The sequence below is a fragment of the Streptomyces poriferorum genome, assembly GCF_019399235.1.
In the GTDB taxonomy this organism is placed as follows: domain Bacteria; phylum Actinomycetota; class Actinomycetes; order Streptomycetales; family Streptomycetaceae; genus Streptomyces; species Streptomyces poriferorum.
On sequence record NZ_JAELVH010000017.1, the window covers coordinates 80,598 to 96,658 of the forward strand.

At 70.0% G+C, this 16,061-nt stretch carries 13 protein-coding genes and 2 tRNA genes; 4 read left to right on the forward strand and 11 right to left on the reverse strand.

Translation table 11 applies throughout. The features are described 5' to 3' along the window. The first annotated feature begins 34 nt into the window (after positions 1 to 34). Entirely contained in the window at positions 35 to 1,141 is a 1,107-nt protein-coding gene (locus tag JGS39_RS05450; RefSeq protein WP_308120190.1) for an ABC transporter substrate-binding protein, read from the forward strand. Between the two features lie 70 nt (positions 1,142 to 1,211). Here JGS39_RS05450 and JGS39_RS05455 read toward each other — a convergent pair. From JGS39_RS05455 to JGS39_RS05470, 4 genes are all read right to left on the reverse strand, one after another. Then, a tRNA-Met gene (locus tag JGS39_RS05455) sits at positions 1,212 to 1,285 on the reverse strand. A gap of 435 nt (positions 1,286 to 1,720) precedes the next feature. Next, positions 1,721 to 3,778 (reverse strand): tetratricopeptide repeat protein, encoded by a 2,058-nt coding sequence (locus tag JGS39_RS05460; RefSeq protein ID WP_219567570.1) that lies wholly within the window; start codon positions 3,776 to 3,778, stop codon positions 1,721 to 1,723. Between the two features lie 213 nt (positions 3,779 to 3,991). Then, positions 3,992 to 4,065, reverse strand: a tRNA-Met gene (locus tag JGS39_RS05465). A 52-nt stretch (positions 4,066 to 4,117) separates the two neighbouring features. Further along, a complete protein-coding gene (locus JGS39_RS05470) occupies positions 4,118 to 7,051 on the reverse strand; it encodes a UPF0182 family membrane protein (protein WP_219567588.1) in 2,934 nt (977 codons plus the stop codon). A 127-nt stretch (positions 7,052 to 7,178) separates the two neighbouring features. Here JGS39_RS05470 and JGS39_RS05475 point away from each other — a divergent pair, with 127 nt between their 5' ends. Then, positions 7,179 to 7,745, forward strand: coding sequence for a PPA1309 family protein (locus tag JGS39_RS05475; protein WP_236062997.1), 567 nt, complete (start codon positions 7,179 to 7,181; stop codon positions 7,743 to 7,745). Positions 7,746 to 7,775: 30 nt separating this feature from the next. Here JGS39_RS05475 and JGS39_RS05480 read toward each other — a convergent pair whose 3' ends face one another. The 4 genes from JGS39_RS05480 to JGS39_RS05495 form a co-directional block, all read right to left on the reverse strand. Then, complete coding sequence (locus tag JGS39_RS05480) at positions 7,776 to 8,864, reverse strand: YlbL family protein (RefSeq protein WP_219567571.1); 1,089 nt, start codon at positions 8,862 to 8,864, stop codon at positions 7,776 to 7,778. A gap of 145 nt (positions 8,865 to 9,009) precedes the next feature. Beyond that, positions 9,010 to 9,198, reverse strand: a complete 189-nt coding sequence (locus tag JGS39_RS05485) for a hypothetical protein (RefSeq protein ID WP_136329457.1) — start codon at positions 9,196 to 9,198, stop codon at positions 9,010 to 9,012. Between the two features lie 128 nt (positions 9,199 to 9,326). Continuing rightward, a complete protein-coding gene (locus JGS39_RS05490; RefSeq protein WP_219567572.1) occupies positions 9,327 to 9,788 on the reverse strand; it encodes a molybdenum cofactor biosynthesis protein MoaE in 462 nt (153 codons plus the stop codon). Positions 9,789 to 9,987: 199 nt separating this feature from the next. Beyond that, positions 9,988 to 11,223: an SDR family oxidoreductase gene (locus JGS39_RS05495; RefSeq protein WP_219567573.1), complete on the reverse strand. Its 1,236-nt coding sequence runs from the start codon at positions 11,221 to 11,223 to the stop codon at positions 9,988 to 9,990. Positions 11,224 to 11,413: 190 nt separating this feature from the next. Here JGS39_RS05495 and JGS39_RS05500 point away from each other — a divergent pair, with 190 nt between their 5' ends. After that, on the forward strand, positions 11,414 to 12,877 hold the full coding sequence (locus tag JGS39_RS05500) for a zinc-dependent metalloprotease (protein WP_219567574.1): 1,464 nt from the start codon (positions 11,414 to 11,416) through the stop codon (positions 12,875 to 12,877). Further along, on the forward strand, positions 12,874 to 13,422 hold the full coding sequence (locus JGS39_RS05505; RefSeq protein ID WP_219567575.1) for an NUDIX hydrolase: 549 nt from the start codon (positions 12,874 to 12,876) through the stop codon (positions 13,420 to 13,422). Before JGS39_RS05500 ends, JGS39_RS05505 begins: the two co-directional genes overlap by 4 nt. Positions 13,423 to 13,531: 109 nt before the next feature. On the opposite strand, the gene JGS39_RS05510 is transcribed toward JGS39_RS05505, so the two are convergent. The 3 genes from JGS39_RS05510 to JGS39_RS05520 form a co-directional block, all read right to left on the reverse strand. After that, positions 13,532 to 14,287, reverse strand: coding sequence for an AIM24 family protein (locus JGS39_RS05510; protein ID WP_219567576.1), 756 nt, complete (start codon positions 14,285 to 14,287; stop codon positions 13,532 to 13,534). Positions 14,288 to 14,306: 19 nt separating this feature from the next. Continuing rightward, positions 14,307 to 14,987, reverse strand: coding sequence for an AIM24 family protein (locus tag JGS39_RS05515; protein ID WP_219567577.1), 681 nt, complete (start codon positions 14,985 to 14,987; stop codon positions 14,307 to 14,309). A gap of 11 nt (positions 14,988 to 14,998) precedes the next feature. Further along, on the reverse strand, positions 14,999 to 16,061 hold a 1,063-nt coding region (locus JGS39_RS05520), incomplete at its 5' end, for an AIM24 family protein (RefSeq protein ID WP_219567578.1).

The window sequence follows — 16,061 nt, forward strand, 5'->3', positions numbered from 1 at the left end:
TACACGTACCCCTTTCACCTGCACCGTTGTACTCGTGGCGGCGTCCCTGCTCGGCGCGGCAGGATGCGCCGGGAACGACCCGTCGAACGACGCCGCCGCCGACACCGCACCGCGCACCGTCACGCCGGTCGACGGCTGCGGCGCCGGTGGCTGGACCGACCCCTCGGACCTCGCACCCGATCGCAAGCCCGCCCGCTGCGACAAGGGCGCTCCGGCGCCGCAGCCGCTCGCGAAGAAGCGGAAGATCACGGTCGCCACCGGGACCCTGAGCGCTGAGTACGTCGCACCGCTCCAGGTCGCGGTCGCCAAGGGTGAGTTCACCAAGGAGGGGCTTGATGTCTCCCTGAAGGTGCTTCCCACCCCGGACGCCCTGCCGCTGCTCGCCAAGGGCGACGTCGACGCACAGTGGGCTGCGCCCGAGGCCGCGGTGATGAACGGCATCAACGGCGGCTTCGCCATCAAGTGGGTGGCGGGCAACTTCTCCCCCGACCCGACCTCCAAGAGCGGCCTGTGGGTGCGCCTCAAGGACGGCGAGAGTGCCGATCACGTGGACATGGCGGGCCGGAAGCTCGGCACGATGATCGGCAAGGGCTCTGTGATCGCGTATCCGATGGACACGTCGCTGAAGAAGCACGGCGGCGGGCTCGACAGGATCAGCTTCCAGCAGCTCGGCTCCGCGGACGTGCTCACCGCCCTGCAGAACGGCGGCGTGGACTCCGCCTGGCTGCTCGACCCGATCTGGCGGAAGGTGGACGGCGACAAGAAGTACGCCTTCCTCGGCGGCCAGCCCGTCGGCGAGCCGCTCGGCGGGCTGCTGTTCGGTCCGAACCTGCTGAACAAGGACCCGGACGCGGGCGTCGCCCTCCTCCGGGCCTACATCCGCACGGTGAACACCTACTTCGCCGGCGACTACAAGTCCGACCCCGCCTTCGTCGCCGAACTGGCCGGGCTCATGAAGACCGACGAAGCCACCCTGCGGTCGACACCGTCGATGCGGATGGACTGGGAGATCAGGAAGGGCACCACGGACCGGCTGCAGAAGGCGTACGCCGACTCCGGCGTCTCGACCGGGGACCCGGTACCGGAGGACAAGGCCGTGGACCGGGCGATGTACGGCGAGGCGGTGGGGCACAAGCCCTGAGCCGGGCCGACCGGTGCGGCGCATGCACAGAGGGCCGGATCCCCGAAAGGATCCGGCCCTCTGTCTTCAGTAGCGGGGACAGGATTTGAACCTGCGACCTCTGGGTTATGAGCCCAGCGAGCTACCGAGCTGCTCCACCCCGCGTCGTTGTGATCCCCACAGTACGTCACGCCCTGGACCAGCGCAAATCCCTTTCCCGGGCCCTCCCGGAGGGACATCGAGGGGGCCAGGACGCACCTCTGCGCGGTCGGTTTGGCGGGTCCGGGCGCGCCTGTGCGCGGTCGGTTCAGCGAGCCCGGGCGCGCTTCTGCGCGGTCGGTTCAGCGAGCCCGGGCGCGTCTCTACGCGGTCGGTTCAGCGAGCCCGGGCGCGCCTCTGCGCGGTCAGCTCAGCGGGTCCGGGCGCGTCTCCACATGGTCGGTCCAGCGGGTCCGGGCGCGTCTCCGCGCGGTCAGCTCAGCGAGCCCGGACGCGCCTCCACATGGTCGGTCCAGCGGGTCCGGGCGCGCCTCCGCGCGGTCAGCTCAGCGAGCCCGGACGCGCCTCCACATGGTCGGTCCAGCGGACCCGGGCGCGCCTCTACGCGGTCAGTTCCTGATGCAGCGCATCGCGCAGCCGTCCCGCGCGCTCCGCGACCTCCGCGGGCCCCAACTCGACGGCGCGGGCGCACCACCGCTGCCCTTCGCTGAGCTCACCGCGGCGCGCGGCCAGCAGGGCGAGGCGCAGCGCGGCCCGCCCGTGCCCGTCGCCCGCGGCACGGCTCCACCACAGCGCGGCCTCTCGCTCGCTGCCCTCTCGGGCCAGCAGCAGTCCGAGGTTGAAGGCTCCGTTGCGGCTGCCCGACTCGGCCGCCTCCCGGTACCAGCGGGCGGCGCTCTCCACGTCTCCCCGGGCCGCGGCCAGCATGCCGACGCGGACCTGGGCGCGGCGGTGCCCCTGCTCGGCGGCACGCTCGTACCACTCCTCGCACTCGGTCTTGTCCGGCATGGGCTCGCCGAGCGCGGGAGGCCCGGGCGGTGGCTGGCGCGCGTCCAGCAGCCCGGCCAGCCGGAAGGCCGCCTCCGCGCTGCCGCCGCCCGCCGCGCAGCGCAGATGCCGTTCGGCCTCGCGCTCCTGACCGTGGTGCAGCAGCGCCATGCCGACCTGAAGGGCGGCCTCGGTGTGGCCGGCCGCCGCGGCGCGCTCGTACCAGAGCAGGGCCGTACGGTCCTCGTCACGCCCGGCGTGCAGGATGCCGAGATTGAAGGCCGCGTCGACGCTGCCGGCCTCGGCCGCCTTGGAGAACCAGGGCTCCGCGCCGGTCGCGTCGCCCGCCTGGAGCAGGAGCACGGCCAGGGCGTTGGCTGCCTCGCGGTGGCCCGCGTAGGCGGCGCGCCGGTACCACTGCTCGGCCTGCGGCGTACGGTCCTGGGCGGCGCAGAGCAGCCCGAGGTTGTACGCGCCGTTGACGTCGCCCGCGTCCATCGCCGCGCGGTACCAGCGCTCGGCGGTCTGCTGCTCGCCCCGGGCAGCGTGCAGGGCGCCGAGCGCGTTGGCGGCGTTGCCGTCGCCGTCCTGGGCGGCCCGCAGCCACCACACGGCGGCGCTCTCCTGGTCGCCCGCGTCGCGCAGCAGGAAGCCGAGCGCGCAGGCGGCCCGGGCCTCGCCCGCCTTGGCGGAGATGAGGTACCAGCGGCCGGCCTCCTTGAGCTCGCCGCGCTGTTCGAGGATGGCTCCGAGGTGAAGGGCCGCCCGGCGGTGTCCGCGCGCGGCGGACTGCCGGTACCACTGCTCGGCCTCGCCCATGCGTCCGGCGTCGGGGCCGGCGACCGGACTGTCGTCCTTGCGCACGACGGACCGGCGCACGCCGGCACCCGCCTCGGACTCGGGTCCGGTGCGCGGACCCAGGCCGGGGCGGCCGAACGCGTCGTGCGCGTCCTCCGTCGCGTTGCGTTCCAGCATGCGTGCCAGCCGGTAGGCCGCCTCGCGGTGTCCCTGCTCGGCCGCGGCGCGCAGCCAGCGCTCCGCGCCCACGTCGCTGCGGTGTTCCAGCAGGTCGGCCAGGGCGTACGCCCCCAGCGCGTGGCCCTGCTCCGCGGACTGGCGCAGCCAGTACTCGGCCCCGGGCTCGTCACCGCGCTCGCGGTAGTGGCGCCCGAGGGCGTGCGCCGCCGCGGCGGAACCGGCGACGGCGGCGATGCGCCACCAGCCGGCCGCCTCGTCCGCGTAGCCACGCTGGTGCAGGAGGACACCCAGGTTGTTGGCCGCTGCGCGATCGCCGTCCGCGGTGGCCCCGCGCAGGTACGCCTCGGCTCCGCTCAGGTCGCCCCGGCGCAGCAGCAGCGCGCCGAGAACGCTCATCGAAACGGTGTCACCGGCATCGGCGGCACGGCGATGGCGTGCCTCGCTCTCGGCGTTGTCCGCGCTCGCCGCGGTCTCCGCACTCTCGGCGTTCTCCACACCGTCGGCGGTCTCTGCGGTCTCTGCACTGTCGACGGTCGCGGCACACTCCGCAGTCTCGGCGGTCTCGATGTGGTCGTTGTACTGCGCGGCGGCACCAGCGAATGCCACATCCGCCACTTTTTCCGCCGGATGGACGCGCTGCTGCACAAACCGCCCTGTCTCCAACAGAGTTGCCCTGTCCCCCATAAATACCATCGTCGCACCACCTGCAACCCGCGTACACCTGGTAAATCGCGGCCAGTGAGGTCACTACAGCGTTTTGTCGACATGCCCACAGAGAGACAAGTCAAACACGCTCGTGCCCAACTAACGCCCCACGAACCGCACTTCACGCAGACTGCACAATAAAGTCACCACGACATGACGAAGGCCCGGATCCCCTGGAGGATCCGGGCCTTCGTCTTTCAGTAGCGGGGACAGGATTTGAACCTGCGACCTCTGGGTTATGAGCCCAGCGAGCTACCGAGCTGCTCCACCCCGCGTCGTTGTGTTCAAACCGTACCACGACGCGGGGATGAAGCTTTACCGGGTTACTCAGCCTCCGCTGTCGGCACTCGCCGACGCCGCAGGCTTCTTCGGTTCATCCGTCGAGCTCGCGCTGCCGGACTTGGGCTGGGCGGCAGCTGCCCGCTCCAGCGCGTCCTGCAGATCCTCCTGGGCCTTGCCGTAGGCGGTCCAGTCCTGCTCCTTCAGGGCCGTCTCACCTGCCGTGTAGGCCTTCTGCGCATCGGCGATCGCCTTCTTCAGCGCGGCGTCACCGGTGGCCGGCGGCTCCGTGGTGTCACCCGGTGGCTCGGTCGTATCGGCCGGTGGCTCGGTCGTATCGGAGCCGTCCACCCCGAAGACCGCGTTGAGCGCCTCGCCGAGGCTGTTCTCGAAGACGATCTTCGATCCGTACGAGGCCGCGACCTTGCGCAGCAGCGGGTAGTTCTGCGTGCCACCGCGCGTGTACACCGGCTCGATGTAGAGGAAGCCCCCTTCGAGCGGCACCGTGAGCAGGTTGCCGTACTCGATGTCGGAGTCGGTGCCCTTGAGGTTTCTCACGAACTCGGCGACGTCGTCGTTGCCGTTGAGCTCACTCTGTACCTGGCCCGGGCCCTTCACCGTGGTGGTGACTCTCAGCAGCCTTATCGTGCCGTAGTCCTTGCTGGCCGCGTCGGCGTCCACCGCCATGAACGCCCCGAGGTCGGGTCGTCCCTTGGGCGTGAACGTCGTCGTCAGCGAGAACTTCTGAGCCGTCTGATCCGGCATCTTTATGCTCAGGTAGTACGGCGGGACGGCACCGGACTCCTTGTTGGTCGGATCATCCGGGACCTGCCAGGCGTCACTGCCGCTGTAGAACTGCGCGGGGCTCGTGACGTGGTAGCGGGTGAGCAGTTCGCGCTGCACCTTGAACAGGTCCTGCGGGTAGCGCAGGTGGTCCATGAGGTCCTGCGGAATGTCCGCCTTGGACTTCACGGTTCCGGGGAAGGCCTTGCGCCAGGTCTTGAGGACCGGGTCCTCGGTGTCCCACTCGTACAGCGTGACCTTGCCGTCGTACGCGTCGACGGTGGCCTTCACCGAGTTGCGGATGTAGTTGACCTGGTTCTGCTGGGCGACGACCGCGCGCTGGTTGGTGGTCAGCGAGTCGGCCGTGGTGTCACCGAGCGTCGTGCGCGAGGCGTACGGGTAGCCGTTGGTCGTGGTGTACGCGTCGACGACCCACTGGATCTTTCCGCCGACCACGGCCGGGTAGGCGTCGCCGTCGATGGTCAGCCACGGGGCGACCGCCTCGACGCGCTCCTTCGGCGTGCGGTTGTAGAGGATCCGCGAACCCTCGCCGATGGCTCCCGAGTACAGGATCTGCGGCTCGCTGAAGGCCACCGCGTACGCGGCGCGGTTGAAGGCGTTGGAGAGGCTGACGCCGCTCTTGCCCTTGTAGCTGGTGGTCTTCTCGCCGTCGTCCTCGTAGTCGAGCTCCTTCTGGGGCCCGCCGACGATGGAGTACTGCTCGGTCTTCTCGCCGTAGTAGATCTCCTGCTGGTACTTGCCCAGCTCTCCGGTGGTCGGCAGGCCGGACTCCGTGAAGTCGGGAGATCCCTTCGGGTTGGTACCGGTGGTGGTGCCCCGGGCGGCGATCGCGCCGTAGCCGTGGGTGTAGGTGAAGTGGTCGTTGATCCAGTTGCGCTTGGGGATGCCCTGGAGGTTGAGCTCGCGCAGACCGATGACCGTGTCCTGCTCCTTGCCGGCCTCGTCCTTGTAGCGGTCGACGTCCAGCGTCTTGGGGAACTGGTAGTAGTTCCTCTTCTGCTGGAGCTGCTGGAAGGCCGGGGAGACGACGTTGGGGTCCATCACCCGGTAACTGGCCGCGGCGTCCGCGCTCGCGCGGAGCTTCGCGTCGTCGTCCGTCGTGGACTTGCCCGCGTAGTCGGTGACCTTCGCGTCATCGATGTCGTAGGCGTCACGCGTGGCCTTGATGTTCTTCTGGATGAACGGGGCTTCCTTGGCCTGCTCGTTCGGCTGGACCTGGAACTTCTGCACGATCGCCGGGTAGAGCCCGCCGATCAGGATCGCGGAGAGGACCATCAGCCCGAACCCGATCACCGGAAGCTGCCAGGTGCGGCGCCAGAGCGTCGCGAAGAAGAGCACGGCACAGATCGCGGCGATGCAGAACAGGATGGTCTTCGCCGGCAGATAGGCGTTCGCGTCGACGTACCGCAGGCCCGTCCAGTTGTCCGTCGCCTTGAAGTCGCTCGACTTCACGGCCAGCCCGTAACGGTCGAGCCAGTACGCCACGGCCTTCAGCGCGACGAAGATGCCGAGCAGCACCGAGAGATGACCGGTGGCCGCCCCCGTCGCCCGCGCGCCGGGGCTGGTGATGCGCAGCCCGCCGTACAGGTAATGGGTCAGTGCGGCGGCGATCAGCGAGAGCACCGTGGCCGCGAAGCCGAAGCCCAGCAGGAAGCGGTACCACGGCAGGTCGAAGGCGTAGAAGGACACGTCCAGGTGGAACTGGGGGTCCTTCTGACCGAACGACACCCCGTTCACATACATCAGCCAGGTACGCCACTGGCCGGAGGCGGATGCTCCGGCGATCAGACCGACGAGCGCGGTGATCGCGAGCAGCACCCACTTCTTGTACGGGGCGAGACTCATCCGGTAGCGGTCCAGGCTCTGCTGTTCCAGCGACATCGCGCTCAGCGGCGGCCGGAGCCGGTGCGCGAGCCAGATGTTCACACCGATGGCGACGGCCATCAGCAGTCCGAAGACGAGGAACAGCCCGATCTTGGTCCACAGGGTGGTGGTGAAGACGGATGAATACGCGACCGACCTGTACCAGAGCCAGTCCGTCCAGAACCCCGCGAACATGACGAACGCCATGGCGAGGACCGCCAGGACGCCCAGTGTCATGAGCAGGGTTCGGGCGCGCCGGGACGGGCGGCCGACTCTGATCCGTGGCCCGGTCGGGCCTCCGCCGCGGTCCGGCATCTGGAAAGCCAACGTGCGCACCTCGAAGTTCGCGGTCGTGTGGAGCGGGCCCAGCGATCGTAGAGCCCACCTATGCAACTTACTGAGGCTTTACCTAGTTCCCGTTCCGGGGGCGGAAGGAGGCAGGATGTTGTCCATGCCCAACGTTTCCCCCTCAGGCCCTCCGATGGCCGCGAGCCCGCTCACCGTCGCCGTGCTCGAAATCGACGAGTACATCTCCGGTCTCGGCTGGGACCAGCCCGCCCGGCTCTTCGCCCTCGTCGACACCGCACGGCTGCGGGTCCAGGAGCCCGGACTCGCCGCTCAGCTCGGCCTCGACGACGGCTCGAAGGCCGCCGCACTCACCCCTATCGAGCAGGAGGAGCTTCCCGCAGGTACCGCACTGGACGAGTTCCTCGCCACGATCGCCTGGCCCGACGCGGTCGTCGGGTGCGCGATGACGGTCGAGCGGCTGATGCTGCCGCCGTCCGCCGAGACCTCCGTACCGGAAGGTCTCAACGATGCCCAGCTGACCAAGTGGGTCGCGAAGCACCCCGACCGGCAGGAGGTGCGGATGACCGTGGCGGTCCTGCGGGACGGCGCCCGTGAGTCGGCCGTACGCCTGCGGGAGAAGGACTCGCCGAACGACGTGCTGACCGGCGCCGGCCTGGTGCCGGGGCTGGCCGAGGCGCTGGCCGCGACCTTCGAGTCCTGACCCGGCCGTCCCGCACCGGTGGGGAGGCGGTCAGCCTGTCGAGCAACTCGGCAGTCCGGCCGCGTCCCCGGTGCGGATCTTCTCCAGCGACTTCGTGGCGTCGTCGATGTTCTTGACCCTGACCAGCGTGAGTCCGTCCGGGGTGTCGGACGCGGCCGCCTCGCAGTTGTCGTCGGGGGTCAGGAAGTAGCGTGCGCCCGCGTCGCGTGCGCCGACGAGCTTCATGTTGATCCCGCCGATCGGTCCGACCTTGCCCTTGTCGTCGATCGTCCCGGTGCCGGCGATGAACTTGCCGCCCGTCAGCTGCCCCGGGGTCAGCTTGTCGACGATGCCGAGGGAGAACATCAGACCGGCGCTCGGACCGCCCACGTCGGCGAGCTTGATGTCGATCTCGAACGGGAAGGTGTGGTCCGTCCCCGCCTGGATGCCGACGATCGCCCGGTTCTCCTTGGGAGCCTTCTCCGTGGTGATGGTGATCTTCTCGGTGCCCTCGGGCTCCTTGCCGGCCTTCTCGGCCGCCGCCGCGGTCTTGGCCGGGATGACCGTGAAGGTGACTTCCTGACCTGGCTTGTGCTTGGTGACGAGCTTCGCCACGTCCTCGGGCTGCTTGACCGCCGTGCCGTCGACGGCCTTGATCACGTCGCCCGCGTGCAGCTCGCCCTGTGAGGGACTGTCCTTGAGGACGGTGGAGACGACGACCCGTGAGGACACCGGGATGCCCAGCTCGGTGAGGGCCGCGACCTTGGCGCTCTCCTGGGACTGGCTGAACTCCTCGGCGTTCTCCTGCGTCGACTGCTCCTCGGTCTTTCCGTCCGGGTAGAGCGTGTCGTGCGGGACGACCACGCTGTCGTGGCCCAGCCATCCGTAGACGGCCTCGATGAGGTTCATGTTGTAGTCGGCGCCGGTGACCCTGACCGTCGTCATGTTGAGATTGCCGGACGTCTCGTACGTCTTGTGGCCGGTGATCTGCAGAACGGGCTCCCCGCCGACCTTGCCGAGTGTGTTCACGGTCGGCCCGGGGGACATCTCCGAGTACGGCACTTTGATCAGCACGCCTGCGCAGAGCAGCGCGATCAGGATCAGGGTGGAGGCGAGCATCGTCGCGGTGCGGCGTGGCATGGAACGACAGTACGGGAAGGGCCTGTCAGTGCACCGTCGGGGCCGGTCCGTACGAGGGCCGCGGCCGGGCGTGGCGAGGGTGCCGGGCGGCGGATCCGGAGGCTGCCGGTCAGCGGATTGGCGACTGCGTACGACCGGTGTGGCGTCAGACGTTCGATATCTGCTCGACCGGCTCCGAAACGGAGTGCGAGCGCTCCATCGCCTCACGGAACCGGGCGTAGCCGGCGAGCTCGGTGACATCGCCGGTCGTGCGATTACGGGCGGCCCAGCTTCCCCATATCGCAGCACCGAGCGCAGCAAAAAGCGGAATCAACAACCAGGCGAGTGCTGCCATGACGACCTCCCTGCCCCATGAGCGACCGCAACGGAACGATCAGCAGATTAACCATCCGCAGGACCAACGCTCATGGCAGGGGTGGGGTTACGCAAATCGGGGTGGAAGCCCGCCCGGGTGGTTTGAGCTCAGCAGGCGCCGACCCACTCCTCCGTACCGTCGGAGAACTGCTGGTGCTTCCAGATCGGAACCTCGTGCTTGAGGTCGTCGATGAGCTTGCGGCAGGCCTCGAAGGCCTCTGCGCGGTGCGGGCAGGAGACGGCCACCACCACCGCCAGATCGCCCACCGTCAGTTCACCCACCCGGTGGACGGCGGCCAGCGCCCGGACCGGGTACCCGGCGACGACCTTCTCCGCCACCCGGCGCATCTCGTCCTGCGCCGAGGGGTGGCACGAATAGCCCAGCGCCCCGACGTCCTGGCCGCTGTCGTGATTGCGCACGGTACCGACGAAGAGCGCGGTGCCTCCCGCCGCATCGTCGCCGACGGCGCGGAAGACCTCGTCCACGGACAGCGGTGTGTCGCGGATCTCCAGCAGCCGGATGGGGTCCTGTGCCGCCTGCTCGCCGGGGTGGTCGTACGTGGGTGCCATGCAGCCATCGTGCCGTACCGCCACGGCATCGCGGAATGCGGCTTTCACCCGGCGGGGCGCCGGCGGCCTTGGAGCCTCCTACAGGCGCCGGGGCTCCAGCCACCGTCGCGCGACCCCGGACGCGGCCCGGTGCCCTTCCGGCGCCGCCCAGTCGCCGTTCTCCCGGCGCCCTTCCCGGCGAGCGGTGCCGGTCAGCGCGCTAGAAGCGGCGGCGGGCCTTGCGGGCACGGCGTACCAGGGCCGCGGTGCCGAGCAGCGCCACGGTCGCACCGGCGGCACCGGCCGCGGTCGCGTCCTTGCGGCCGAGCCGACGGCCGGCCACGGTGTGCCGTCCCTCGACCTCTTCGAGGAGCGCGGCGAGCACCTCCTCGTTCGTCCAGCTCGGGCGCCAGCCCGCATCGTGGAGCCTGCTCACACTCACCACCCAGGGGTGCATCGTGTACGCCAGGTCCCCCGCCGGGGACGGGGTCAGACCGATCCGGTGCAGCCGGGCGGCGGCACCGAGCGCGACAGCCGAGGGAAGCTCCATCCGGCGGACTCCGCTGAGCTCCTCGACCTCCGCCTGCTCGAGCCAGCCGTCGCAGCCGACCGCGAACTCTCCGTCGATCTTCTCCAGCGCGGCGTACTCCAGTGCCGTGACCAGGTCGTCGACATGGCAGAACTGCCAGGTGGGGCGCGACCCGGCGACGACCAGGAGGCGCGGCGACTCGAAGTAGCGGGTCAGGGCCGTGTCCGTACCGCCGACGAGCACGGTGGGACGGACCACGGTGACCTGGAGTCCGGGGTGGGCGCGGGGCGCGCGGCGGCCGAGCCGTTCGATCTCCAGCAGGTCGCCGACGCCGGTCGCCTCGGCCGTGGCGCGCAGCTCGGCGTCCTCGGCGAGCGGGACGTCGTTGTCGGGCAGCGCGCCGTAGACCATCGCCGAGGTGCACAGCACGACCCGGTGGACGCCGACGGCCGCGGCCGCGGTCAGCACGGTCTGGGTGCCGCGCACGTTGTACGCGGTACGGGCGGCGGGATCGGTCTCCAGGTCGAGATCGAGCGCCAGGTGCACCACCACGTCGGCGCCGCGCAGCTTCTCCGCGATCGCCGGGTCGCGCACGTCGAGGACGTGCCACGTCGCCTCGGACACCTCGCCGCGGCGTTCGTCGATGGCGATGACCTGCTTGATCTCCTCGGAGGCCGCCAGACGTGCGGTGAGCAGCTCACCGACACCCGTCGCGGCTCCGGTGACGGCCACGACGGGGCCGCGGCTCCTGGAGCGGCTGCGGACGGCCTTGTTCTCGGTCTTGTCGTGGGTCTTGTCGTCCTTGTCGTGGGTCTTGTCCTCGGCCCTGATCTGGGACTTGCTCTCGGACTTGTTTTCAGGCTTGTTCTCAGGCGAAGGGTCGGCCAGGTTTCGCGCTGCGCGAACCTGCGGATCTGGGGAACTCACCGGGCGTCTCCAGCGGTTGTCTTCAGTACGTACCCGAATGACGCGTACGTACCAGGTGGCGTCCATCCTGCCGCAGGCCGGGAGCAGGCGGAGCACTGAGGCCCTGAGCGGACTTGGTGTCTACGCTGGATGGTGATGTCGGGCAGTCGCCGTCGGTTCGAGCCGGCGGCCCTACGAGCCGAGGAAACCCGTGAGTGACACCCCATTCGGATTCGGCGTTCCGCCGGAGGAGCCGGACGACGGCGACAAGGGCAAGAAGAACGACCCCACCGGAGGTGGGCAGGGCTCGGGCGGTCCGGCGAACCCGTTCGGCTTCGGCCCCGGCGCGGGCGGTGACAACCCCTTCGCCGCCATGTTCGGCTCCATGAACCCGAACGACCTGGGCGCGGCCTTCCAGCAGCTCGGCCAGATGCTGAGCTACGAGGGCGGTCCCGTGAACTGGGACATGGCGAAGCAGATCGCCCGCCAGACGGTCTCCCAGGGCACCGCCGACGGCACCAAGGACGCGAGCGTCGGCCCGTCCGAGCGTGCCGCGGTCGACGAGGCGCTGCGCCTGGCGGACCTCTGGCTGGACGGCGTGACGTCGCTGCCCTCCGGTTCCGTCTCGACCGTGGCGTGGAGCCGTGCCGAGTGGGTGGAGGCCTCCCTCCCCGCCTGGCAGAAGCTGGTCGACCCGGTGGCCGAGCGTGTCGGCCTCGCCATGGGCGATGTGCTGCCCGAGGAGATGCAGGCGATGGCGGGCCCGCTGATCGGCATGATGCGGTCGATGGGCGGTGCGATGTTCGGCCAGCAGATCGGACAGGCCGTCGGGGTGCTCGCCGGCGAGGTGGTCGGTTCCACCGACATCGGGCTGCCGCTCGGACCGGCCGGAAAGGCCGCGCTGCTTCCGCTGAACGTCGAGCGGTTCGGCAAGGACCTGAGCGTGCCGCAGGACGAGGTTCGGCTGTACCTGGCCCTGCGCGAGTCCGCTCACCAGCGGCTCTTCGCCCATGTGCCGTGGCTGCGCTCGCATCTGTTCGGTGCGGTCGAGGGCTATGCGCGCGGTATCAAGGTCGACACCAGCAAGCTGGAGGACGTGGTCGGCCAGTTCGACCCGTCGAACCCGGAGCAGCTGCAGGACGCCCTTCAGCAGGGCATGTTCCAGCCGGAGGACACCCCGGAGCAGAAGGCCTCCCTGGCCCGCCTGGAGACGGCGCTCGCGCTCGTCGAGGGCTGGGTGGACGCCGTGGTCCACGAGGCCGCGAAGTCCCGGCTGACCTCCGCCGACGCGCTGCGCGAGACGATGCGCAGGCGCCGTGCCTCCGGCGGTCCCGCCGAGCAGACCTTCGCCACGCTCATCGGTCTCCAGCTGCGTCCGCGCCGGCTGCGTGACGCCTCGCGGCTGTGGGCCTCGCTCACGGACGCGCGGGGGCTGGACGGCCGCGACGCGCTGTGGGAGCACCCCGACATGCTGCCCACTGCCCACGACCTGGACGATCCGGACGGATTCGTCCATCACGAGCAGCTGGACTTCTCCGAGCTGGACAAAATGCTCGGCGAGGCGGCGAACGGGCCGCAGAAGCCCGCCCCCGGCACTGACGTCGCCGACGGCGGCAGCGGGACCAAGGGCGACGGGTCCGAGGGCGACGACAGCAAGGACGACACCGACAAGTGAGCCTGCACGACGACGCCGTCCGCGTACTGAAGGACTACGGCTCCGCGGCGGACGCCGCCCAGGAGGATCTGCGCCAGGCCTACCTGGACCACTTGGCGCTGCACCCCGACGGCATGTGGAAGGCCTGCGGGACCGGGCATCTGACGGCCAGCGCCCTGGTCGTCGACCCGGAGCGCGGCAGGGTGCTGTTCACGCTGCACCGGAAGCTGCGGATGTGGCTGCAGATGGGTGGCCACTGCGAGCCCGGCGACGCCACCGTGGCCGCCGCCGCGCTGCGTGAGGCGACGGAGGAGTCCGGCATCGCCGGGCTGACCCTGCTGGAGGGTGGGCCGGTGGTCCTGGACCGGCATCCGATCCCCGCACCGTGCCACTGGCACCTGGACGTGCAGTACGCGGCGCTGGCGCCGTCGGGCGCGGCGGAGCGGATCAGCGAGGAGTCACTCGATCTGCGCTGGTTCCGCTACGACGAGGTCGCCGAGGTCGCCGACTCCTCGGTTGTCCGCCTGATGGAACGCACGCGCGCCGCCCTGGACGCCGGCCGGTAGCCGGGAGCGGACGGTACGGGTAAGGGGCGGCCTCCCATGAGGCCGCCCCTTACCCGTCCATGGCACCGCGCCCGCCCCACCCCTCGTACACAAGAGCGGGCAGTACGGCTCAGTTCCAGGCGTTGTTCTGGTTCTGGGCGTGGGACCCCTGCTGCCCCATGCCGTACTGGGCACCCAGCCCCTGGCCGATCTGCGCACTCTGCGGCGGCAGTACCTCGCTGGGCTGTACCAGGGCGAAGCCCTGGCCGAGGAAGCTGAGCTCCCAGCCCTCGCCGGTGTTGCCGCGCCGGCGGAAGACGCCCGAGGAGTGCGTCTGGGCCTGCATCTGCACCCGCAGGGAGCTGGACCAGGCGACGATCGCGTCGGCGTCCGCGTTGACGTACTTGTCGGGCGTGACCTGCATCATCAGCGGCTGACCGGAGGTCATCAGCGCGACCTTGCCGGTGCCGGAGATGTTGAGCTGGTACTTGCCGGTGCCCGAAATGCCGTACTGACTGTCCACCGCGATGACCTCGGTGTGGAGGGACGAGTCGAGCGCCAGGACGTAGGAGCTGTCCACCGTCAGACCGTCGCGGTCGACGTCCACCACGTGGACGTACTGCGCGAGGTTGGCGAGGTAGACCGTGCCCTGCCCGGAGCAGCGCATCAGGTCGAGGCCCTCACCCGTGCCGGCGCGGGCGCGGCGCTGCCCCTGCGACTGGTACTCGCCGTCGAACTCCATCAGGCCCTGGTACGCGACCATGGCCCCCTTACGGGCGAGGACGTCGTCGTGGCCGGTCAGCGAGACCCGCAGGAGCTGCGGGTTCTGGACCGTGTACCGCTCCTGGGACTGCTGTTCCGTGTAGCTGAAAAGCGAACTCTGCATGGTGGGTTCTCCCTCCCCGTCAGTTCCGGACCCGCAGGCGGTCGGTACTGTCCTCGCTCGGCTGGACGACGACGATCCCCTGGCCGGAGAAGGCCATCTGGAACGCCTCGCCGCTGCCCCGCCCGATGAGCGAGGAGGCCTTGAAGCTGCGCTTGCCCTTCACCTTCAGGTTCGGGGACCACGCCACGAGGGCGTCCGGGTCGACGTACGTCTCGTCCTCGCCTCGTCCGCAGTCGACGACGATCGGCGTGCCGCGCGAGGTGATCGCGACCCAGCCGGTGCCGGAGACACAGACGTTCCACAGGCCCTGGCCGGCGAACTTGGCGAGCCCCTTGACCCTTTCGACACCCCACGTGAGGTGGCTGTCGAAGGCGAGGAGGTTGGTGCCGTTGACCGAGAGGGAGTCGTTGTTGAGATTGATGACGACCACGTCGGCGCCGTAGTCGGCGAGGTAGAGCAGACCGTCTCCGGCACACTTCATCAGGGGCGCGCCCTCGCCGGTGATCCACTGGGAGGCCATCTGACGGACGGCGGGCGGGTTGGGCTCGTACTGGATGAAGCCCTCGTACGCCACCATCGAGCCGGTGCGGGCGTACAGGTCCTGGCCGGTCGCCATGGCGACCTTCAGCATCGAATGGCCGTGGTTCTCCATCCGGGCCGTGACGGGGGTCGGGGCGTAGCCCGCGAGTTGCTGATTCATGACGGGCTCCCTCAGACCTCGTAGGGCTGGACGACGATGAAGTTGCCGGGAGCACCCCGGAACTGGAGGTTCACGGTCTCCCCGCTGTGCCCGGGATAGGCGTTGCGGCGCAGCCGGACCTGGCTGGAGATGATCACCTGGGACGCGGCCGACCACGCCACGACGGCATTGCAGTCGGCGAAGGTGGTCGGGGTGACCGGCAGGACGACGGGGACACCATGGGTCTTGACGACGATGGTGCCGGTGCCCTGGAACTGCATGGTGAACAGGGCGCCGCCGGGAATGCCATGGCCTTCGATCCTGCGGACCTCGTACTGCAGCGACTCATCGAAGGCGAGGACGCTCTCCGCCGAGACGCAGATGCCATCGCCCTGGAGCTCGATGGCGTGCAGATGGGAGCCGTCCTCGGCGAGGAAGACCTGTCCCCGGCCGGTACAGCGCATCAGCTGCATTTCCTGGCCGGTGGCATTGCCGACCATCCGGCCCGCGAAACCTGCGCCCTTGTAGCCGAAGTCGACCTTGCCCTGGTACATCACCATGCTGCCCTGCCGGGCCAGCACTCCGCTTCCGCCCATGGTGAGGTCGACGCGCATCAGCTGCTGGTTCTGCGGGGTCCAGCGCTGGCCGGTGGCGGTCTCCTTGTACGGCTGGAGCGCGGCCAGCAGGCCGGCCCCGGCCTGCGGCACTCCTTGGGGCACACCCTGCGGCATGCCGGGCGGCTGCTGTCCGTACGGAGCCGGAGCGGGCTGCCCGTAGGGCGCGGGGGCCTGCTGTCCGAACGGCGCGGGCGCCTGCGCCGGAACCTGCCCGAACTGCGGCTGCTGGGGCGGCTGCCCCGGCTGCCCGTAAGGAGCGGGCGCGGGCGGCGGCACACTGCCGCCCTGCGGAGCCAGCGGCGCCGCTATGGTCGGCGCTGCGTGCATCTGCTGTTGCGGTGGAGCAGGCGCCTGAGCCGCCGGTGCACCGAAGGACGGCGCGGGCTGCGGGGCCTGCGGTGCGGCCGGGGCGCCGAAGGACGGCGCGGGGGCCGACGCCTGTGCGGGCGGGGCGAACGATGGGGCGGCGGACTGCGGC

Coding starts and splice junctions, on each gene's coding strand:
- JGS39_RS05480 (WP_219567571.1), bottom strand. CDS start 8,864: ATGCCACGCCGCACCGCGACGATGCTCGCCTCCACCCTGATCCTGATC.
- JGS39_RS05460 (WP_219567570.1), bottom strand. CDS start 3,778: ATGGTATTTATGGGGGACAGGGCAACTCTGTTGGAGACAGGGCGGTTT.
- JGS39_RS05485 (WP_136329457.1), bottom strand. CDS start 9,198: ATGGCAGCACTCGCCTGGTTGTTGATTCCGCTTTTTGCTGCGCTCGGT.
- JGS39_RS05515 (WP_219567577.1), bottom strand. CDS start 14,987: ATGAATCAGCAACTCGCGGGCTACGCCCCGACCCCCGTCACGGCCCGG.
- JGS39_RS05490 (WP_219567572.1), bottom strand. CDS start 9,788: ATGGCACCCACGTACGACCACCCCGGCGAGCAGGCGGCACAGGACCCC.
- JGS39_RS05470 (WP_219567588.1), bottom strand. CDS start 7,051: ATGCCGGACCGCGGCGGAGGCCCGACCGGGCCACGGATCAGAGTCGGC.
- JGS39_RS05510 (WP_219567576.1), bottom strand. CDS start 14,287: ATGCAGAGTTCGCTTTTCAGCTACACGGAACAGCAGTCCCAGGAGCGG.
- JGS39_RS05475 (WP_236062997.1), top strand. CDS start 7,179: ATGTTGTCCATGCCCAACGTTTCCCCCTCAGGCCCTCCGATGGCCGCG.